The organism is Croceicoccus mobilis, from assembly GCF_001661965.1.
In the GTDB taxonomy this organism is placed as follows: domain Bacteria; phylum Pseudomonadota; class Alphaproteobacteria; order Sphingomonadales; family Sphingomonadaceae; genus Croceicoccus; species Croceicoccus mobilis.
In genome coordinates this window covers 131,437-152,123 of sequence record NZ_LYWZ01000027.1, presented here as the reverse complement: position 1 = coordinate 152,123, position 20,687 = coordinate 131,437, and the positions used below count along the sequence as shown (strand labels likewise).

The 20,687-nt window shown below is 63.6% G+C and carries 16 protein-coding genes and 2 tRNA genes; 5 read left to right on the top strand and 13 right to left on the bottom strand.

The window, feature by feature from the left end:
* Nucleotides 1-118 precede the first annotated feature (118 nt).
* On the top strand, nt 119-3,715 hold the full coding sequence (locus tag A9D13_RS17115; RefSeq protein ID WP_066776440.1) for an error-prone DNA polymerase: 3,597 nt from the start codon (nt 119-121) through the stop codon (nt 3,713-3,715).
* 2 nt (nt 3,716-3,717) lie between these two features.
* Nucleotides 3,718-4,485, top strand: a complete 768-nt coding sequence (locus A9D13_RS17110; protein WP_066776432.1) for an extensin-like domain-containing protein — start codon at nt 3,718-3,720, stop codon at nt 4,483-4,485.
* Between the two features lie 69 nt (nt 4,486-4,554).
* Here the strand turns inward: A9D13_RS17110 and A9D13_RS17105 are convergent, their stop codons facing one another.
* The 13 genes from A9D13_RS17105 to A9D13_RS17045 all read right to left on the bottom strand — a co-directional run bounded on the left by A9D13_RS17105 (nt 4,555) and on the right by A9D13_RS17045 (nt 16,602).
* On the bottom strand, nt 4,555-5,007 hold the full coding sequence (locus A9D13_RS17105) for a hypothetical protein (RefSeq protein WP_066776430.1): 453 nt from the start codon (nt 5,005-5,007) through the stop codon (nt 4,555-4,557).
* Nucleotides 5,008-5,157: 150 nt separating this feature from the next.
* Complete coding sequence (phoB, locus tag A9D13_RS17100) at nt 5,158-5,847, bottom strand: phosphate regulon transcriptional regulator PhoB (protein WP_066776783.1); 690 nt, start codon at nt 5,845-5,847, stop codon at nt 5,158-5,160.
* 154 nt (nt 5,848-6,001) lie between these two features.
* Nucleotides 6,002-6,676, bottom strand: coding sequence for a phosphate signaling complex protein PhoU (gene phoU, locus A9D13_RS17095; RefSeq protein WP_066776428.1), 675 nt, complete (start codon nt 6,674-6,676; stop codon nt 6,002-6,004).
* A gap of 3 nt (nt 6,677-6,679) precedes the next feature.
* Complete coding sequence (pstB, locus tag A9D13_RS17090; protein ID WP_066776780.1) at nt 6,680-7,483, bottom strand: phosphate ABC transporter ATP-binding protein PstB; 804 nt, start codon at nt 7,481-7,483, stop codon at nt 6,680-6,682.
* 28 nt (nt 7,484-7,511) lie between these two features.
* Nucleotides 7,512-8,783 carry a phosphate ABC transporter permease PstA gene (gene pstA / locus A9D13_RS17085; RefSeq protein ID WP_066776424.1) on the bottom strand — a complete coding sequence of 424 codons (1,272 nt, stop codon included), beginning with the start codon at nt 8,781-8,783 and terminating at the stop codon, nt 7,512-7,514.
* A 5-nt stretch (nt 8,784-8,788) separates the two neighbouring features.
* A complete protein-coding gene (gene pstC, locus A9D13_RS17080; protein ID WP_066776421.1) occupies nt 8,789-10,171 on the bottom strand; it encodes a phosphate ABC transporter permease subunit PstC in 1,383 nt (460 codons plus the stop codon).
* A gap of 15 nt (nt 10,172-10,186) precedes the next feature.
* Nucleotides 10,187-11,245: a substrate-binding domain-containing protein gene (locus tag A9D13_RS17075; protein WP_066776417.1), complete on the bottom strand. Its 1,059-nt coding sequence runs from the start codon at nt 11,243-11,245 to the stop codon at nt 10,187-10,189.
* A gap of 167 nt (nt 11,246-11,412) precedes the next feature.
* Nucleotides 11,413-12,801, bottom strand: a complete 1,389-nt coding sequence (locus A9D13_RS17070; protein WP_066776414.1) for an OprO/OprP family phosphate-selective porin — start codon at nt 12,799-12,801, stop codon at nt 11,413-11,415.
* A gap of 172 nt (nt 12,802-12,973) precedes the next feature.
* Nucleotides 12,974-14,197 (bottom strand): sensor histidine kinase, encoded by a 1,224-nt coding sequence (locus A9D13_RS17065; protein ID WP_066776777.1) that lies wholly within the window; start codon nt 14,195-14,197, stop codon nt 12,974-12,976.
* A 346-nt stretch (nt 14,198-14,543) separates the two neighbouring features.
* Nucleotides 14,544-15,449 carry a PAS domain-containing protein gene (locus tag A9D13_RS17060; RefSeq protein WP_066776775.1) on the bottom strand — a complete coding sequence of 302 codons (906 nt, stop codon included), beginning with the start codon at nt 15,447-15,449 and terminating at the stop codon, nt 14,544-14,546.
* Nucleotides 15,450-15,648: 199 nt separating this feature from the next.
* Nucleotides 15,649-16,056, bottom strand: coding sequence for a hypothetical protein (locus tag A9D13_RS17055; protein WP_066776412.1), 408 nt, complete (start codon nt 16,054-16,056; stop codon nt 15,649-15,651).
* A gap of 334 nt (nt 16,057-16,390) precedes the next feature.
* Nucleotides 16,391-16,465: transfer RNA gene (locus tag A9D13_RS17050), tRNA-Glu, on the bottom strand.
* 62 nt (nt 16,466-16,527) lie between these two features.
* Nucleotides 16,528-16,602, bottom strand: a tRNA-Glu gene (locus A9D13_RS17045).
* 273 nt (nt 16,603-16,875) lie between these two features.
* Between A9D13_RS17045 and paoA the strand changes: the two genes are divergently transcribed.
* The 3 genes from paoA to paoC are packed head-to-tail and all read left to right on the top strand — an operon-like array spanning nt 16,876 to nt 20,686.
* Nucleotides 16,876-17,517: an aldehyde dehydrogenase iron-sulfur subunit PaoA gene (paoA, locus tag A9D13_RS17040; protein ID WP_066776410.1), complete on the top strand. Its 642-nt coding sequence runs from the start codon at nt 16,876-16,878 to the stop codon at nt 17,515-17,517.
* The gene (locus A9D13_RS17035; RefSeq protein WP_066776408.1) at nt 17,514-18,479 is read left to right on the top strand and encodes an FAD binding domain-containing protein; all 966 of its coding nucleotides are present in this window, start codon (nt 17,514-17,516) and stop codon (nt 18,477-18,479) included. The genes paoA and A9D13_RS17035 overlap by 4 nt, the downstream gene beginning before the upstream one ends.
* Nucleotides 18,476-20,686, top strand: coding sequence for an aldehyde oxidoreductase molybdenum-binding subunit PaoC (gene paoC, locus A9D13_RS17030; RefSeq protein WP_066776405.1), 2,211 nt, complete (start codon nt 18,476-18,478; stop codon nt 20,684-20,686). The genes A9D13_RS17035 and paoC overlap by 4 nt, the downstream gene beginning before the upstream one ends.
* Nucleotide 20,687 lies beyond the last annotated feature (1 nt).

The window sequence follows — 20,687 nt, the reverse complement described above, 5'->3', positions numbered from 1 at the left end:
CTGTGGATGTGCTGTGGACAATCCTGTGCGCAATGCTGTGGGCGGCGCTGTGGAGAGGGCGGCAGAACATGGGGACATCTGTGCATATGTCCGGGCGCAGGGCTGAACCGGTGCGCCCATGCCTGATGCCCCGCTTACCCCTGATCGCCGCCGGATCGAGCTTGATCCCGATGCGCCCGAACTAGGCGGCGCGCCGCCGCGTGCGGCTTTTGTCGAGCTTGGCCTCGTCTCCTGCTTCAGCTTCCTGCGCGGGGCGTCGGATGCGGTGGACATGGTGATGACGGCGCGCAGCCTTGGCTATGACGCGCTGGGGATCGCTGACGCCAACAGTCTTGCCGGCGTGGTGCGCGTGCATAGCGAGGCAGAGACATTGCGCCTCAAACCCGTGATCGGGGCACGGATCGAGACGGTGGAGGGGCTCGCCTTCCTTGCCTATCCCGAAACGCGCGGGGCCTATGGCCGCTTGTCGCGGCTGATCAGCCGGGGGCGGATGCAGACGCTGTCGGGCGACTGGCAGGACAAGGGCGTGTGTGAGATCGACCTTGCCATGCTGGCAGAGCATGCGGCGGATAATGGTGGCGGCGTGCTGAACCTGATCCTCATCGCACCCGCCGATCTGGATGCGCGCTTCATCGCCAGCCTGCCGGGCAATGTCATACCCTTTGACGGCAGCGCCCCCGAACCGGTCGAGCAGAGCGTCGGCTTCCCCGATCTGCTGCCGCATCTCGCCGCCATGCTGCCATCGATGCGCCATGTCGCGGCGAGCTATCTCTATCGCGGCGACGACATTGCCCGCATCGCGCGGCTCGACCGGATGGCGCGGCAGCATGGGCTGTCGATCCTTGCCACCAACGATGTGCATTATCACGCGCCCGACCGCCGCCCGCTGCAGGACGTGATGACCGCGATCCGGCACAAGACCACCGTGGCCAAGGCGGGCCACCTCCTCCACGCCAATGCCGAGCGGCATCTGAAGGCGCCCGAGGAAATGGTGCGCCTCTTCGCGCGCTGGCCCCACGCGATCCGCGCCGCGCGCGATCTGGCCGACCGCTGCGCCTTCAGCCTCAACGAATTGCGCTATGAATATCCCGAAGAGATCTACCCCGAGGGCCGCACCCCGCAGCAGCATCTGGAAATCCTGACATGGGAGGGGGCGGACAGGCGCTATCCCAGCGGCTTACCCGACAGCATCCGCGCGACGTTGCAGCGCGAGCTGGCGCTGATCGAGAAGCTCGACCTTGCGCGCTATTTCCTGACGATCCACGACATTGTGCAATTCGCGCGTTCAGTCGATCCGCCGATCTTGTGCCAGGGGCGCGGGAGCGCGGCCAATTCGGCGGTCTGCTATTGCCTTGAGATCACCGCCGTCGACCCGGCCCGCCATGCCCTGCTGTTCGACCGCTTCATCTCCGAAGAGCGCAAGGAGCCGCCCGATATCGACGTCGATTTCGAACACGAACGGCGCGAGGAGGTGATCCAGCACATATACGAGAAATACGGCCGCCACCGCGCCGGGCTATGCGCCACCGTCATCCATTACCGCCCGCGCATGGCAATCCGCGAGGTGGGGAAGGCGATGGGCCTTTCCGAAGACGTGACCGCGAAACTGGCGGGCACCGTCTGGGGCGGCTGGGGGCGGGAGATCGGGGAGGCGCATGTCGCCGAGACCGGCATGGACATCACCGATCCGCATCTGCGCCGCGTACTGAAGCTGACGCAGCAGATGATCGGCATGCCCCGGCATTTGTCGCAGCATGTGGGCGGCTTCATCCTGACGCAGGGCGCGCTGACCGAGACCGTGCCCATCGGCAATGGCGCCATGCCCGACCGCAGCTTTATCGAGTGGGACAAGGACGACATCGAGGCCTTGGGCATTCTCAAGGTCGACGTGCTGGCGCTGGGCATGCTGACCTGTATCAGGAAATGCCTCGACGAGGTGGCGGACCATCATGGCCGCGCGATGACACTCGCCACCGTGCCGCGCGAAGACGCCGAGACCTATGCCATGCTGCGGCGGGGCGATTCACTGGGCGTGTTTCAGGTGGAGAGCCGGGCGCAGATGAACATGCTGCCGCGCCTGCGCCCTCGCGAATTCTATGACCTTGTGATTCAGGTCGCCATCGTGCGCCCCGGCCCGATCCAGGGGGACATGGTGCACCCCTATCTCAAACGCCGCCGGGGGGAGGAGCGGGTGGAGATCCCCGCGCCGGGGCCTGCGCATGGGCCTCCGGATGAACTCTCCAGCATCCTTGGCCGTACCTTGGGTGTGCCGATCTTTCAGGAGCAGGCGATGAAGATCGCGCTGGATGCGGCGAAATTCTCCAGTGCCGAGGCGAACCGGTTGCGGAAGGCCATGGCCACGTTCCGTAGCCGCGGGATGGTCGATGAACTGCAGGACATGATGGTCGAGCGCATGGTCGACCGCGGCTATGACCGCGACTTCGCGCAGCGCTGTTTCAACCAGATCCGCGGCTTTGGCGAATATGGCTTTCCCGAAAGCCACGCGGCCAGCTTCGCGCATCTGGTCTATGTGTCGAGCTGGCTGAAATGCCATTACCCGGCGGCCTTTGCCTGCGCTTTGCTCAATTCGCAGCCGATGGGCTTCTACGCGCCCGCGCAGATCGTGCGCGATGCGGCGGAGCATGGGGTGGAGGTGCGACCGGCGGATGTGAACCGGTCGGAATGGGACTGCACGCTGGAACCCGTCAGCGGCGATACGGTGGCGCTGCGCCTTGGCCTCAGGCAGGTGGATGGCCTGCCCGAACATGTCGCCGCTCGCCTGATCGCGGCCAGAGAGGATTATGGGCGCGAGGGCAATGGCGCGTTCCCCGACGTCGCCGCCCTGCGCGAGAGATCCGGCATCCCCGCCGCGCATATAGAGCGGCTGGCGAGCGCTGATGCCTTCGGCTCGATGCAGCTGACGCGCAGGCAGGCGCTTTGGGATGCGCGCTCCATCGTGTCGGCCCCGCCGCTGCCCCTGTTCGAAGCCGCACGGGCACGCGACGAGGGAGCGGAGGCCAGCCCTGCCGCTCTGCCCGCCATGCCGCTGTCCGAAGAGGTGGTCGCCGATTACCAGACCATGCGCCTGTCGCTAAAGGCGCATCCCATGGCCTTCCTGCGCGCCGGATTGGCGGAACGCGGCTTCATCCGCGCCTGCGATCTGCGCAGCCGCAAATACCGCTCGAACGTGCAGGTGTCGGGCGTGGTGCTGATCCGCCAGCGCCCCGGCAGCGCCAAGGGCGTGTGCTTCATCACGCTGGAGGACGAAACGGGCGTTATCAACCTGGTGGTCTGGCCGCATCTGAAGGAGAAATACCGCAAGGTCGTGATGGGCGCGCGGTTGATGGAGGTGCGCGGCCGGGTTGAGTATGACGACGATGTCGTCCACGTGATCGTCCAGCACATGAGCGACGCCAACTCCTCCCTCCACGCCCTGTCCGAAGACATGATCCCCACGCCCATGGCGCGGGCCGATCATGTGCAAAGCCCGCTGCCCGACAAATTCAACCCGCGCGACGATCTGCGCAGCGGCGCGGACGATCCCTACCGCCGCGACGATCCGCATGACAGCGCGCCGGACGGAGCCCATCCCGATTCCGCGAAACCGCCGATCGATCCGTGGGAGCCGCCGCCAGCGGGCAACCGCGAATGCGGGTTTCAAGGCAGGCATCCGCGCGATGTCAGGATCATTCCCAAGTCTCGCGACTTTCACTGACGATGGCAAAACCCCGCAAACGCAAGACCAGTTCACGGCGCAGGAAAAGAAACGGCGGCATCCGCAGGGCGATCGGCCCGCTGCTGGTTCTGGCCGTGCTGGCAGGTGGCGGCCTTTACGGCTGGCGCTGGCTGCAGGATCACCCCGAGCACAACCCCGCCGCCCCGCTGGAAATCGACGCCCGGGAAGGATGGGCGACCGGCACGAAGCTCGCTGCCATGCGCGGCAATCCGGTGATGTGCCGCGATGTTCTGTCGCGCGCCGACATCGGCTTTACCGAACTGGAGACGTCGGGGGAGGGCGCGTGCCGGCGGGACGACCGGCTGCGGCTTGCCACCGATGCGGAGCGCGGCCTGTCATTGGCTCCGGGCCAGCCGGAAATGAGCTGCGCCGTCGCAGGCGCGATGGCGTGGTGGCTGAAACATCGGGCCCAGCCCGCGGCGGAAGAGATCATGGGCAGCCGCATCGCCCGCATGGAGCATTACGGCACCTATAGCTGCCGTCCGATCCGCGGATCGACCACGACATGGAGCGAGCATTCGGGCGCCAATGCGATCGACATCGCCGCATTTGTGCTGGAGGACGGCACGCGCATCACCCTGACCGGCGACTGGGACGGCGATGCGCCCAAGGCCCGTTTCCTGCACCAGATCCGCGATGGGGCCTGCGATGTGTTCGGCACCGTGCTTTCGCCGGATTACAACGCCCTGCACGAAGATCACTTCCACCTCGATCAGGCGGATCGCAGTTTCGGCAGCGTCTGCCGCTAGGGTGCAGTCGTCGTGAAGGCGGGCAGGCGAGGGCTTCGATCCGCCTGCCCGCATCCCCACGCGCAGGGACTAATTGCGCGGGGTCATCGCTCGCAGCAGCATCGAGCTTTCGACATGGCGGTATTCGGCGCGCATGCCCGATTCCTTTTGCAGGTCGGTCATCGACTTGGCCTTGTACTCGCGATAGGCGGCGGCGCGGGCCTCTTCGTCTGCGGGCGTTGCCCATTCGGCCCAGCGGGTGATGAGATAGACGTCCGGCTCCCCCTTGCGCGGGAAGCTGTTGACCAGCACCTCATAGCCGGTGATCCAGCCCTTCGATTTGGCGAATGCCTGGTCCTTAACCCAGTTTTCGGCGAGGAAGTTCGCATATTCGAGGCCATGGCCGTCATCGATGGTGACGCCGGTCACTTCGACATAGTCGGCGCTCGTGAAGGGCATCTCGCTTTGTGCAGATGCAGCATTAGGCGAAGTAAACGCCAGTGACGCCGCAAGCAGCGGCGTAAAAGCTTTCGGAAATTTCATTATCACTCCCCCGGTTTCGGGCCCGTACGAAACGTACGGGCTGCCATCGGGGCGCCGATATTACTTAAATGGAATCGGAATTATTGCCCCGATTTGGCGAGGCTGGGCCTGAGGCAACTATAAGTCAACTATGTGAGGCCGGGATTATCCTTAGGCCGCTTCGAACGCATAACCGGCGGACCGCACGGTGCGTACGGGGTCTTTCGACCCTTCCACGGTCAAGCCCTTGCGAAGGCGGCGAATATGCACGTCGACCGTGCGCAGTTCGATATCGCTGCCATTGCCCCACACCGCGTCCAAAAGCTGGTTGCGGCTGAATACGCGTCCGGGGTGCTCCATGAAAAAGCGCAACAGGCGAAATTCGGTGGGGCCGAGGTGAAGCGATTGGCCGCGGCGGGTCGCCTTGTGGCTGGTAGCGTCCAGCCTGATGTCGCCCACTTCCAGCATTTCGCCGGCAAGGGCAGGGCGCACGCGGCGCAGCACCGCGCCGACGCGGGCGATCAGTTCGCGCGGGGAAAAGGGTTTCGTGATGTAATCGTCAGCCCCGGTGTCGAGCCCGCGGATGCGGTCGTCTTCACCCCCGCGGGCGGTCAGCATGACGATGGGCACATGCGCCGTTTCCTTGTCGCGGCGCAGGCGGCGGCAGATTTCGATCCCGCTGGTACCCTCGACCATCCAGTCGAGGATGACGAGATCGGGGGTCTGCTCTTCGGCCAGCAAAAGCGCCTCGTCCCCGTCGCCGGTGACGGCCACGTCATAGCCCTCCGCCTCAAAACGATATTGCAGCAGTTCGGCAAGCGAGAGGTCGTCTTCGACAAGCAGCAGGCGCGGTGCGGGCACGGCGGTCATATCCCGGTTGTGGCAGTTCTGGTCTGAACCTTCACACGCATATTATTACCGCCATATGACAAGAGCCAGACAATCGTCTGGCCCCTGTGTAAATATCGGGTGTGCAAATATCGGGTTCTGCAAAGTTCCGGATTTTCGCAGCGGTTCAATTGCCGCTGGCGTCGCGGTCGGGCGGATAGACGCCCGTGGCCGCGAAATGGACCATCTCGGCCACATTGGTCGCATGGTCGCCGACGCGTTCGATATTGCGCGCAATGAACAATAGCTGCGCCGCGCTGCCGATGGTGGCCGGGTTCTCGACCATGTGGGTCACCACATTGCGGAAGATGCTGTCGTAAAACGCATCGACGCGGGCATCGCGGGCGATCACTTCCTTGGCCAGCAGCGGGTCGCGCGCGGCATAGGCGGTCAGCACGTCATGCACCATCTCGACCGCGACCTCGCCCATTTCGGGGATCATGGCGAGCGGTTCGAAACGGCGTCGGCCCTCGATCCGGTTGACGCGCTTGGCGATGTTTTTTGCATAATCGCCGATGCGTTCGACCACGCCCGCGATCTTCAGCGCGGCGATGACTTCGCGCAGGTCGTCGGCCATCGGCGCGCGCAGGGCGATGGTCCGAACGGCAAGACGGTCGATCTCCATCTCGAGCGCGTCGATTTCCTTGTCGCGGGTGATGACGCGCTGGCCCAGCTCTTCATCGCCATTGACGATGGCTTCCAGCGCCTCTTGCACCGACAATTCGGCGAGACCGCCCATTTCGGCGATAAGCCCGCGCAGGCGGGTGATGTCTTCCTCGAAGGCCTTGACCGTATGTTCCATGGCTTAGCCGTAACGCCCCGTGATGTAATCCTTGGTCCGCTCTTCGCGGGGATTGGTAAAGATATCGCTCGTCTTTCCGTATTCCACCAGATTGCCCATGTGGAAAAAGGCGGTGCGCTGCGACACGCGGGCGGCCTGCTGCATGGAATGGGTGACGATCACGATGGCATAACGGCCGCGCAATTCGTCGATCAGTTCCTCGATACGCGCAGTGGCGATCGGGTCCAGTGCCGAGCAGGGTTCGTCCATCAGGATGACTTCGGGATCGACCGCGATGGCGCGCGCGATGCACAGGCGCTGCTGCTGGCCGCCCGACAGGGCCGTTCCCGAATCGTTCAGCCGGTCCTTCACCTCGTTCCACAGGCCTGCGCGCTGCAGCGACTGTTCGACGATGCCGTCGAGTTCCGATTTGGTCGACGAAATGCCGTGGATGCGCGGGCCGTAGGCGATGTTTTCATAGATCGACTTCGGGAACGGGTTCGGCTTCTGGAACACCATGCCGACACGCGCGCGCAGCTGCACCACGTCCATCTTGGAACGATAGATGTCTTCGCCGTCCAGCAGGATCTCACCATCCACGCGGGCGCTGGAGATCGTGTCGTTCATGCGATTGAGAGTGCGCAGGAAGGTCGACTTGCCGCAGCCCGACGGGCCGATGAAGGCGGTCACATAGCGCGTGAAGACATCGATCGAGACATTGTCGATCGCCTTCTTCTCACCGTAATAGACCGACACGTCCCGCGCCGAGATCTTCGGGCTGGGTGCATCGCCTGCGGTTTCGGCCTCTGCCGTGTTGGGTTCCATCATGTTCATCTTCATATCGACGTCACTGGACTTACCAGCGCCTTTCGAACTTGTTCCGCAAGTAGATCGCCAGGCCGTTCATGACCAGCAGGAATAGCAGCAGTACGATGATGGCTGCCGATGTCCGTTCCACGAAGCCGCGATCGATCTCGTCCGACCAGAGGAAGATCTGGACGGGAAGAACGCTGGAAGGAGAGGTGAAGCCATCGGGCGGCGAGGCGACGAAGGCACGCATGCCGATCATGAGCAGCGGCGCGGTTTCGCCCAATGCGCGGGCCATGCCGATGATCGTGCCGGTCAGGATGCCGGGCAGGGCAAGCGGCAGCACGTGGTGGAACACCACCTGCACCGGCGAAGCGCCAATGGCCAATGCGCCGTCGCGGATCGAGGGCGGCACCGACTTGATCGCGTTGCGGCCCGAAATCACGATGACCGGCATCGTCATCAGTGCCAGCGTCATGCCGCCGATGATCGGGGCCGAGCGCAGGTTCGGGAAGATCCACAGGAACACCGCGAGACCCAGCAGGCCGAAGATGATCGAGGGTACGGCGGCAAGATTGTTGATCGACACCTCGATGATGTCGGTCCACTTGTTCTTGGGTGCGTATTCCTCAAGGTAGACGGCAGCCAGAACGCCGATCGGGAAGGCGAGCACCAGTGTCACTGCCATGGTCAGCAGCGAGCCTTTCAGCGCGCCCCAGATGCCCACTTCCTGCGGGTCGGTCGCGTCGGCGCGGGCCAGGAAGCCCCAGTCGATCTTGCGGCCAAGCTGGCCCTCTGCCTGCAGGCGGTCGGCGACGGCGCGCAATTCCTCGGGCCCTTCGCCGCGGGCGGCGGCGGCAAGGTCCTCGCTGACGGGCAGCGAGACGGTGACCGTTTCACCCAGCATGTCAGGGTCGGACACGATCTTTTTCGCAAGATCGCGCGATGCGCTGCCGCCGACTTCGGCCGCGATTTCGGGGCCATATTGCTGGGTTGCTGCGAATTGCAGGATGTCGGGCAGACCCGCGGTGCGCAGAGCGTTTTCGGCGTTTTCGCCCTCCAGTGCGGCAGGGTCGATCGACAGGCCCATTTCGGGGAAGTCGATGGTGACGTCGATTTCGCTACGCGTGAAGCCGGCAAGCCCGCTGGACGTCATGGCGATCAGCAGCACGACCAGCACGCCCGCCGATACCACGACCGACAGCATGGCCAGCAGCTTGAAGCGGCGCTCTGCCGCGTAACGTTTGGCGATGCGCGCATTGGCCCGCTCGCCCCGGATGCGGCGCTGTTCCTCGAATGCGAGATCTGCAGCTTGGCTCATCGCTCTTACTCGTATGCTTCGCGGTAACGTTTCACCACGCGCAGCGCGATGAAGTTGAGGGCGAGGGTCACGGCGAACAGCACCATGCCCAGTGCGAATGCGGACAGGGTCGCCGGATGGTCGAAGCTGCCTTCGCCCGTCAGCATGGCGACGATCTGGTAGGTGACGGTGGTCATGCTCTCCAGCGGGTTGGCCGACAGATTGGCCGATGCGCCCGCGGCCATCACCACGATCATCGTTTCACCAATCGCGCGCGACACAGCCAGCATCACGCCCGCGACAATGCCGGGAAGGGCGGCGGGCACCAGCACGCGGCGGATCGTTTCCGACTGGGTTGCGCCCATGGCAAGGCTGCCATCGCGCATGGCGGCGGGCACGGCGGCAATGGAATCGTCTGCCATCGAGGAGACGAAGGGAATGATCATCACGCCCATCACCAGACCTGCGGCCAATGCGCTTTCGCTCGAAGCGCTGGAAATGCCGATGCCCTGCGCCACGTCGCGGATGAAGGGCGCGACCGTCAGCGCGGCGAAATAGCCATAGACCACCGTCGGCACGCCGGCGAGGATCTCGAGGATCGGCTTCATCCATTTGCGAAGCGTGGGCGAGGCATATTGCGTGAGATAGATCGCGCTGCCCATGCCAAGCGGGATCGCGACCAGCATGGCGATGATCGCGCCAATATAGATCGTGCCCCAGAACAGCGGTAGCGCGCCGTAATCCTCACCATTGGCGAAGGCGGGATCGCGCATCGGATCGGGCGACCAGTGGGTGCCGAACAGGAAGTCGATCGGGTTGATCATCCCGAAGAACCGCGCGGTTTCAAAGATCAGCGAGGCGAGGATGCCAAAGGTCGTGAAGATCGCGACGAGCGAGGCGATGAGCAGCAGCGCCATCACCATGCGCTCCACCCGGGTGCGGGCGGTGAAATCGGGGCGCAGCTTCAGGAAGGACCATGCGCCGCCGATAAAGCCGACGACAAGCGTCAGCACGACGCCGATGATCGTGTATTTGGTCATGGCCGCGCGGGCCGGTTCGACCAAGGCGGCGGCGCGCTGATCGAATACGGCCTGCATCGATCCGCTGGCAACGCCCAAAGCCTCGCCCAGGATCGAATTGCGGGTCATGCCGAAAGCCGGAAGCGATGCTGCCGCGGGATCGGACAGCATCGCTGCAAGCACCAGCTGCGGGCTCACCGCCGACCATATGAGGGCGACGATGACCGCAGGGACAAAGGCCCATAGTCCCACGTACCATGCGTGATAGCTCGGCAGCGAATGCAGCCGCTTGCCCTCCTTCGCGCTCAGCGCATAGGCTCTTGAACGAGCGGCGATCCACCCGGCAAGACCAAGGCCGAGGGCGAGGAGGACAAGAATGGCAGGAGACATGGGTTTGCTTGAAGCTTAGCTTTCCGGTTCGCTTGTCTGCAGGTCGGCGGCAGTCAGCACCGTCATGTTCGATGCGACGTCGGCATTACGAGCGGCGACTTCCGGAGTCGAGGCAATCATGCCCTTGCTCGTGAACAGGCCGTCCTTGCCCCAATTTTCAACCCAGGTCGAGATATATTCTTTCAGGCCCGGGACAGCATCGAGATGCTGCTTCTTGATGTAGATGTAGAGCGGACGCGCGCCGGGATAATCGCCGCTGGCGATGTTTTCATAGGTCGGCTCGAAACCGCCCAGCGAAAGGCCGCGCAGCTTGTCGGAATTTTCCTCGAGGAAGGAATAGCCGAAAACGCCGATCGCCTTGGGGTTGGTGGCCAGCTTCTGGACGATGAGATTGTCGTTCTCGCCCTGCTCGACATAGGCGCCATCCGAACGGACCTCGGTGCAGATCTGCTCGAAACGGTCCTTGTCCTCGTCCTTGATCGCGGCGGTCGCGGGGTCGCTTTCGCAGCCTGCGGTCAGAATCAGTTCGGCCAGCGCGTCGCGCGTGCCCGAGGTCGGCGGCGGGCCATAGACGAGGATCGGCTCGTTCGGGAAAGAGGGGTCGATGTCCGACCAGTTCTTGGCGGTCTGCGGCTTGCCATAGGGTTCGGCGGCGAGCGCCTCATAGACCTGCTTGGGCGTAAGCTGGAAGTTCTGGCCTTCCTTCGATTCGGCGATGGCGATGCCATCCTTGCCGACCTGCAGTTCGACGACTTCGGTCACGCCATTGGCATTGCAGGTTTCCAGTTCGCCCGGCTTGATGCGGCGCGATGCGTTGGCGATGTCGGGATATTGCACGCCGACGCCGCCACAGAACAGCTTGAAGCCGCCGCCGGTGCCGGTCGATTCGATGATCGGCGAGCCATAGCTGGGATAGGTGCGGCTGAATTCCTCGGCAGCGGCCTTGGCGAAGGGATAGACGGTCGAGGAACCGACGGCCTTGATCTGGTCGCGCCCGGCGGTCTGCGGGCTGCCGCATGCGGCAAGGGCGGTGGTCGCCATGGCGGCGAGGAGAAGGGGTTTCACGATACGCATAGGTCTTTTTCCTCTTGAGATGCCCGGGCCATTATGGGCTGCTTATGACAGCCGCGTGACAATGACCACCCGGGCCGGGAACGGATTGTGAAGGCTGGGAGATTTCTTTGCGCGTCCGGGCAGGCAGGCGGATGGCCCGCCCCGCCTGCCCGGTGCGTCATGCGGATTCAGAAATCGATCTGCGCGCGCGCGCCAAAGCTGTCGACGCCATAGGAGGTGCTGCCCGAAGCGGTCGGATATACGGCATCGTCAAGCTCGATATGGGCATAGCCGAACAGCAGGCGGGTGTGATCGGTCGGCGTCCAGATGAGCGAGATGTCATACTGGTTCTGCGTGCCGCCCACGATGCCCGCGTCGGTCAGGTCGAGATAATCGTAACGCACATTGACCTGCAGCGCGCCCATGCCGCCCTTGCCGACCGGATTGGCGGGCTTCACGCGGTCGAAGATGCCCTTCTTGTAAGTGCGGTGATCGCCCTTGGTCAGGAAGAAGCCGGCCTCGACATAGCCGCCGAAGAAGGTGGGATCGGCAAGGCCGGGGCGCGAAACCTTCTGCCAGCGGCCTTCGGTCGCGACGTGGAACGGGCCCATGATCGCGGCGGCTTCGACGCCATAGCCGGTTTCGCTCGTCGCCTCGAAATTGCCGGTGTCGACGAAGCGGGTGGAGGTCGCGTGAACCTCGGGACGCTGGCGATAGCGCACGGTGTTATCGGTGTTGTCGAGATTGGTGTAGTGGAACGAGCCGCCGAAGTGCAGCTGCGTCTCGCCCATCTTCGGGCTGTAGACGACGCGCGCATCGCCGCCGCCCTGCTGGTCGGCATCGTCGTTCATGTTGTGCGTGAAAGCGCCGCCCTGCAGCAGGATGTCACCCGCCTGGTACTGCGCCGACAGGCCGATGCGGCGCTGCAGGTTGAAGGCGTCGGTAAAGGCGGTGCGCTCGATGAAGGAGGTGAAGAGCGAGCTCGACATTTCCTCAAGCCCGTGGAACGCGTTGTGCTGGCCCGCGGTGATGGTCAGGCCCTTGTCCTCATAGGTGAGGATCGCGTCGGTGACTTCGGCCTCGTTCTCGGCGAAGTTCACTTCCAGCTTGTAGCCGAAACCGCCCGGCACATCGCCCGATGCGCCGATACGCACGCGGCGCGCTTCGGTCGAGAAACCGTCATCATGGCCGGTAGAGGAGGGGGCGGAGACGGCAACCGCGTCATAGTTCAGGCGGCCGCGCGGCTTGAAGCTCCAGCCGCTCTTGCTCTCCATTTCGGGTGCGCCCTTCCACTTGACGGTGGTGTCGGACTTCGCGGCTTCGGCGGTCTGGGTCGCGGCCTGCGCGGCGGCGCTGGCGGCGGCGGCGGTCTGGGCCGTCTCTGCCTGCTGCACCTTGGATTCCGCCAGCTGCTCTTCCAGCTGGTCGATGCGGCTCTGCATCGCTGCCATCGCGGCGCGCATCTGTGCCAGCTCTTCGCTGACGGATGGCGCATTGTCCTGCGCCATGGCGGCGGAGGGGGTAAGGAGGGCGGTGCACCCCATCAGGGATGCAACGAAGAGGCTCTTTGCAGACATCGCTCGTGACACTTTTATGACCGGTCCATGACCAAGGTGCGACGGCCCCTAGGAGGCTTCGGTGACTCTTTTGTGACAGTTTGTGTCACTGCCATGTCAAAGCTCTGGACGAGGGTGAATACGCATCATTCGTGCGTGAATCCGGGATTTTACGAAGCCGGGCCTTCGCGAATCAATTTGCGCGGGCGGTGCCCTCGGCGGCTTTTGCTTCATCCACGTGACGCGGGATTCGCACGGTGATGGTGGTGCCGACGCCCAGGGTGGATTCGATGTCGAGCCTGCCGCGATGGCGTTCCACGATATGTTTGACGATGGCAAGGCCAAGCCCGGTCCCGCCCGCCGCGCGGCTGCGGCCCGGATCGGTACGATAGAAGCGGCGGGTGAGGTGCGGCAGATGCTCGGGCGCGATGCCTTCGCCGCTGTCGGTGACAGTGAGGACGAGATTGCGCTCGTCCTTCTTGACCGCGACGCGTACCGGCTCGCTCTTCGAGCCGTATTTCAGCGCATTTTCGATCAGGTTGCGCATCAGCTGGTCAAGCTGCTGGTGGTCGCCGCGCACCGGCATCGGGCGCGGATCGGCGTCGAGGACGATCCGGTCCTTGCCATGGAGAGTGATCATCGAGGACGCGACCTGCTCTGCCAGATCGCGAAGGTCCAGCACGGTCGGGGGCAGGTCGTGCTTGCCTGCCTCGACGCGCGACAGGCTCATCAGGTCCTCGACCAGCGCCTGCAGGCGGCGGGCCTCCTTGGCAACGGTCGACAGGAAGCGCAGGCGGGTTTCGGGCTTCATCGGCGGCGCATCGTCGCCTTCTGCTTCCAGCATCGTTTCGACATAGCCGATGATCGAGGCGAGCGGCGTGCGCAGTTCATGGCTGGCATTGGCGACGAAATCGGTATGGGCGCGGCTGATGTCGGCCTCTGCCGTGCGGTTCACCAGTTCGATCGTGGTCCGCTCGCTGTCGACCGGGCGCATCGACACTTCCCAGATCGAGCGCGGGCCCGACAGGCCCTTGATCGTGGCGGTGCCGCCCTCGGCCCGCTCCAGCAGGCGCACGGCTTCGGGATGGCGGATCGCGACGCGTGCGTCCTGCTGGATGATATGCGGGCCCAGCACATCGCGCGCGGCCTTGTTCGCGATGGTGATGCGGCCCTTTTCCATCATCAGATAGGGCTGGGTCAGCACTTCGATCAATTCGCGGGTCTGTTCGGGAAGCAGCGTGCCGCGCGGCGGGGGCGGAGGCGGGGGCGGCGGTTCCACCCGGCGCAGCAGCAGCGAACAGATCCACACCAGCAGCACCGCGCCCGCCAGCACGAAGTTGCCCGAAACCTGCATCACGGCGCCCGCACCCAGCAGAGCCAGCAGCAATCCGCCCCATGGCAGGCTTTCGAACTTCATTGCGCCCACTCCGCGGCAGGGATCTTACCAGTGCGAAAATGCGGGCCGGTACGAAAATGAGGGCAGGGCGATTCGGCGCAGGTCATCGGGGCATCGCCATAATGTCCGCTTTCACGGGTGACCAGTGGCGATGCGCATACACTGCATCTGGGCGGTCCACTGAAGCATTCCACTGGGGGCACTCCACTGGGGCGGTGCGCGGAGATACGGCCAGCCGGCACCCCTGTCCGGCGACCTTTATGCAATGCGGCGATGCGATATGCGTTTTCGACCGCGCGGCATGTTGACCGGCCGGACATGGCGGCCATGCGTCAGACCGGAACCCCGTCTACTGTCTCAGGCAGTCTCAGGCGCGCAGGCGGGCAGGCTGCTCGCCGCTCTGCACCGGGGTCAGCAGCACGATCGCCCCTTCCGCGCCATAGGCGCCATGCAGTTGGACGATCGAGATCGTCACATCGATCAGCGTGCCCTTGTTCGACAGGAACTGGCTGCGGAAATTGCGCGGGTCGCGCCCGCGCAGCACGGCTTCCAGTGCCTCGCGGAATTCGGCGCGCCGTTCCATCGCGACCAGATCGACGAGCTGCACACCAAGCAGGCGCGCTTCGGGCAGTTCGAGCATCTGGCAGAAAGGATCGTCGACGCGGTCGATGGTGCCGCGAACCGATACGCGAACATAGCCGATGGTCCCGTGAATCGCCATCGCCGAAAGGATCGCGCTTTTCACATCGGCAAGGCGATAGCGTTGAACATCTTCGGTAATGTCGCGGAAAATGATAACATTGCGACTGCCCAGCGGAAAGCACTGGAACCGTAGCCAGGCATTTTCAGTAAAGGGCGAGGGGATGTCGGCCGCGCTGGGCTCTCCGCCGACGACGGTGCGGCGGGCATGCACGTCGAGCAGCGAACCGGCGACTTCGGGAAGTGCTTCGTTCAGGATCTGCCCGATCAATTCGCGCGCAGGTCTGCGGCAGATGGCGCTGGCGACGCGGTTGGCGAAAAGGATCTTCAGATTGCCGTCACACAGCAGAACGGCCTCGTCGATCCATTCGGCCATGTCGACGACCTCGTCGCCGCGTTCGCGCTGCTCTTCACCCGAGACAAGGCGTTCGTAAGCCTGCGTCGAAAGCATTACATGCGTCGTGCGGCCATGGTTCGTGACGAAGACCGGATCGCGGTTCGCCTGCTCACGCCATTTCGAAAATGCTCTTACGAAGTCGGCCGCGGAAACCGAAAACGCTCCCTCTTCTGCCATTATTTGCCCCGCTTTTTTGTGCTTTTGGCGGAAACCATGATGCATAATTCTGAAGATTTGTCGAATGGATTGGTCCCCTTATCGGGGCATTGCGACTTAAATTGAGCCAAATCAGCTATTTCGAAAAATTCTGCGTAATTGTTCAAAATAGGCCGGATTTTTTCAGAATTTCAGGGTTCAGGATTTGAAAATCAGTATTTCAGGCGCCGGATAGCAATACCAGCGCGGTTATCGCGCACAGGCAGGCGCAGATCGCGATGCGCGCCCCGCGCGAGCGCGTGAATCTGGCCAGCCCTGCGATCGCCTGCGCCCCCACCAGCAGGAACAGCGCAAAACCCGCCATGGCAACGCCCAGTACTTGCAAGGACTGTTCGCGCGCTGCCAGCCCGAGGATCGTGATGACGAGTCCGATGGCGCACAGGAAGAAGGCGAAGAGGCGGCGATTGCCGTGCCCGTGGCCGTCGCGGACCCGCAGCATGCCCGAACGGCGCAGGCTGGCATATTCCGACACGCCGAAGCCGCGGCCCCCGCAATGCGGGCAGGCAATACGCCCGGCGACATAGCCGGTTGCGCCGCAGTGGCGGCACGGAATTTCCCGCGTCAGCATGATTACGCCCCCTATGCGAAGGCGGCAGCCTAGCAGATGACGGGGCAAAAAGTTAACGGCGCAAAAGACTCATCGGGCTAAAGGGGGATCCCGTTCGGCGATCCTTGCGCGCCGGTATCCGGGTTCGGGGAGGGCAAGGCTTTCAGCCATGGCGATTCGCAGGTACATCACTCTTGCAGCTATTTCCCGCGCGTTACTGTCATGGCCTTTGCGGAAGATTGGCTGTCCGGGATGTGGGCATACCCCTTTGGGGTAGCGGCGCGGATCGACGTCGGTGATTGGCCGACATCGCCTACGGTTGCAGTGTGCAGAGTGGGAGCCGCAAATCACGAGGTGGTGACCCCTACGGGAATCGAACCCGTGTTTCAGCCGTGAGAGGGCCGCGTCCTGACCGCTAGACGAAGGGGCCTGAGCCTGGGGCGTCATGCCGATGGGCAGAGCCTCTATCGAGGCCAGGCATAAACCGCACCTTGGTGACCCCTACGGGAATCGAACCCGTGTTTCAGCCGTGAAAGGGCCGCGTCCTAACCGCTAGACGAAGGGGCCTCCGTGGTGCGGACTGCGCCTTTAGGAGTGTGTTTCCAGAGGGTCAAGCGCCGAATTCACACAAAGGCCAATTATTTGCACTCTGGCCAGCGATTGCCGCAGTTTCCCGTGAATTTCTGTTCTGCCTTTGCAACGAAACCATCAAGGATGCATTGTATCGAAATGTACCCTATGATGTGCGCCTGACCCCCGATAGCGGATCGACCATCATCTGCCAGGCGCAACGGTTATGACGATTCCCTGACCCGATCCCTCTTCCCCGGACATGAGATCATGAATGAACCCCGCAAGAAATTCCTGCCACTATCGCGTCGCTCCATGCTCGCGACCAGCGCGGCATCGGCTGCCATGACGGCGGCCCGGCCCGTCGCGGCGCAGGGCAAGGCCGCCCCCGCCAATGTGCCGAACGAGCAGGTAAGCTTTTCTGTAAATGGACAGGACCGCTCGCTCGCGCTCGACACGCGCGTCACCCTGCTCGACGCATTGCGCGAACATCTGAAGCTGACCGGCACCAAGAAGGGCTGCGACCACGGCCAGTGCGGTGCCTGCACCGTTATAGTGAATGGAGAGCGCATCAACTCGTGCCTCTCTTTCGCGGTGATGCACGAAGGCGACGAGATCACCACGATCGAAGGGCTCGGCACGCCCGAGGACATGCACCCGATGCAGGCCGCATTCGTCGAGCATGACGGATATCAGTGCGGTTACTGCACGCCGGGGCAGATCTGCTCTGCCGTTTCGGTGCTGGAGGAAATCAAGGCGGGCATCCCCAGCCATGTCAGCGACGACATCACTGGCGGGTTCGAAGCGACCGAGCTGGAAATGCGCGAACGCATGAGCGGGAATATCTGCCGCTGCGGGGCCTATTCCAATATCCACGAAGCCATGGCGCAAGTCGCGGGAGAGCAGGCATGAGGGCGTTTACCTACGAACGTGCAAGCTCGCCCGCCGCTGCCGCGAGTGCGGTGGCCGGGACCAAGGGCGCGAAATTCATCGCGGGCGGAACGAACCTCATCGACCTGATGAAGATCGAGGTCGAGGTGCCGACGCATCTGGTCGACGTGAATGGCCTTGGTCTGGACGAGATCAGCGAGACCGAGGAGGGCGGCCTGCGCATCGGCGCGCTGGTGTCGAACACGGCTCTGGCCGCCGATCAGCGGGTGCGCCGCGATTACGGGGTGCTGACGCGCGCGATCGTGGCGGGTGCTTCGGGCCAGCTTCGGAACAAGGCGACGACGGGCGGCAATCTGCTGCAGCGCACGCGTTGCCCCTATTTCTATGACACCAATCAACCGTGCAACAAGCGCAGCCCCGATTCGGGTTGCGGCGCGCTGCACGGCTATTCGCGCCAGCTGGGCATCATGGGGGTAAGCGATCAGTGCATCGCCACCTATCCGGGCGACATGGCGGTGGCCATGCGCGTGCTCGATGCTGTGGTCGAAACGGTGAAGCCCGATGGCATGACCCGCGCCATTCCCATCGCCGATTTCCACCGCACATGGGAAAGCGCGCCTGAAAAGGACAATGTTCTGGAGGCGGGCGAGCTGATCACCGCCGTGACCCTGCCCAAACCGCTGGGCGGCACGCATCTGTATCGCAAGGTCCGCGACCGCGCGTCATATGCCTTTGCGCTGGTATCGGTTGCCGCCGTGATCCAGCCCGATGGCACGGGCCGTTTCGCCGTGGGCGGGATCGGCGCGAAACCGTGGCGCAGCACAGCTGCCGACGCGCAATTGCGCAATGGTGCCAGCGCCGCGGCGCAGGTGCTGACGCAGGGCGCGAAGACAACCGAACACAACGCCTTCAAGGTCCCGTTGGTGGAGCGAACGCTTGCCGCCGTTCTGGCCGAGGCGCGCAGCAAAGGAGCTGCAGCATGAAATTCGACAATCCCGCAGGAAAGAACCCGATCGACCGCATGAAGGTCGTGGGCAAGGCGTATAACCGCATCGACGGCCCTTTGAAGACCACGGGCCAGGCACCTTATGCCTATGAACGGCATGATGTCGCAGAGGGTCAGCTATATGGCTATATCCTCGGTTCGGCCATCGCGAAGGGGCGCATCAAGTCGATGGACCTGACCGATGCGCAGAACGCGCCGGGCGTGAAGGGCGTGGTCTCTACGCTGGATCACGATCCGATGAAATCGAACTTCAACACGGCCAGCCTGTTCGGCGGGCCGCAGATTCAGCATTACCATCAGGCCATCGCCATGGTCATGGCCGAGACGTTCGAGCAGGCCCGTGCGGCTGCCGCGCTGATCCGCGTCGATTATGCGCGCGAAGACGGGCGTTTCGATCTAGAGGCATTGGCTCCGTCCGCGCCGCCCGCCGATGGCAAAGAGGTCTCTTATGGCGATTTCGATGCCGCATGGGCCAGCGCGCCGGTAAAGCACGAGGCGCGCTATACGACGCCTGCCGAAAGCCATTCGATGATGGAGCCGCATGCGACCATCGCTGCATGGAAAAAGACGGACGATGGCCGCGACCACGTGACGATCTGGACATCGAACCAGATGATCCAGTGGAACAAGATGGCGCTCGCCGGGGTGCTGGGTATCGAACAGGATCAGGTGCGTGTCGATTCGCCCTTCCTTGGCGGCGGTTTCGGATCGAAGCTGTTCCTGCGCGCCGATGCGGTCGTGGCGGCATTGGGGGCGAAGCAGGTCGGCCAGCCGGTCAAGGTGATGCTGCAGCGTCCGCTGATCTTCAACAACACCACCCACCGCGCCGCGACGATCCAGTCAATATCGCTGGGGGCCGAAAAGGACGGCAAGCTGACCGCGATCCGTCACATCAGCACCAATGGCAATCTGCCCGGCGGCGATACCGAAGGTTCGACCGCGCAGACGCAGTTCCTTTATGCCTCGCCCAATCGCTACACCAATCTCCATCTTGCCGAGATGGACCTGCCCGAAGCGAACGCGATGCGTGCGCCGGGTGAGGCACCGGGCATGATGGCGCTGGAAATGGCGATGGACGAACTGGCCGAGACGCTCGACATGTGTCCGGTGAAACTGCGCGTCATCAATGACACGCAGGTCGATCCGACCAAGCCTTCGCGCCCCTTCAGCGAGCGGCATCTGGTTGAATGCCTGCAGCAAGGTGCGGCGAAATTCGGCTGGCCCGAAGGCGGCAAATATCCGAAACCGGGCGGCAAGCGCGATGGCGAGTGGCTGACCGGCATCGGCATGGCGGCGGGCTTTCGCGACAATTTGCTGATGAAATCGGCAGCGCGCGTTCGGCTGAAGCCGGGCGGCAGACTGGTGGTCGAAACCGACATGACCGACATCGGTACCGGCAGTTACACGATCCTTGCCCAGACGGCGGCGGAAATGATGGGCCTGCCGCTGGAGGCGGTCGAGGTGACCCTTGGCGATTCCGATTTCCCTGCATCGGCCGGTTCGGGCGGGCAGTGGGGCGCCAACAACTCCACCGCCGGTGTCTATGCCGCCTGTGTGAAGCTGCGCGAAATGGCCGCGGACAAGGTCGGGTTCAACGCCGCGGATGTCGATTTCGATGAAGGCGAGATCCGGTCTGGCGGCAATGCCGTGGCCCTGAGCGATGCGGCTGCCGATGGCGAGCTGGTGGCTGAGGACGGGATCGAATATGGCGACATCGGCGAACGCTACAAGCAATCGACCTTTGCCGGCCATTTCGTCGAGGTCGCTGTGAACGCCTATACCGGCGAATCGCGCATCAAGCGCATGCTGGCGGTGTGTTCGGCAGGGCGCATCCTGAACCCGAAATCGGCCCGTAGCCAGGTTATCGGCGCGATGACCATGGGCGCGGGCGCGGCCTTGATGGAGGATATGGCGGTCGACACCCGTTTCGGCTTCTTCGTCAATCACGACCTCGCCGGATATGAAGTGCCCGTGCATCTCGACATCCCGCATCAGGAAGTGGTCTTCCTTGACGAGGTGGACGAGAAGTCTTCCCCCATGAAGGCGAAGGGCGTGGGCGAACTGGGCCTGTGCGGCGTGGGCGCGGCGATTGCCAATGCGATCTACAACGCCACCGGCGTGCGCGTGCGCGACTATCCCATCACGCTCGACAAGCATCTCGAAAAGCTGCCCGCCATCGCCTGAT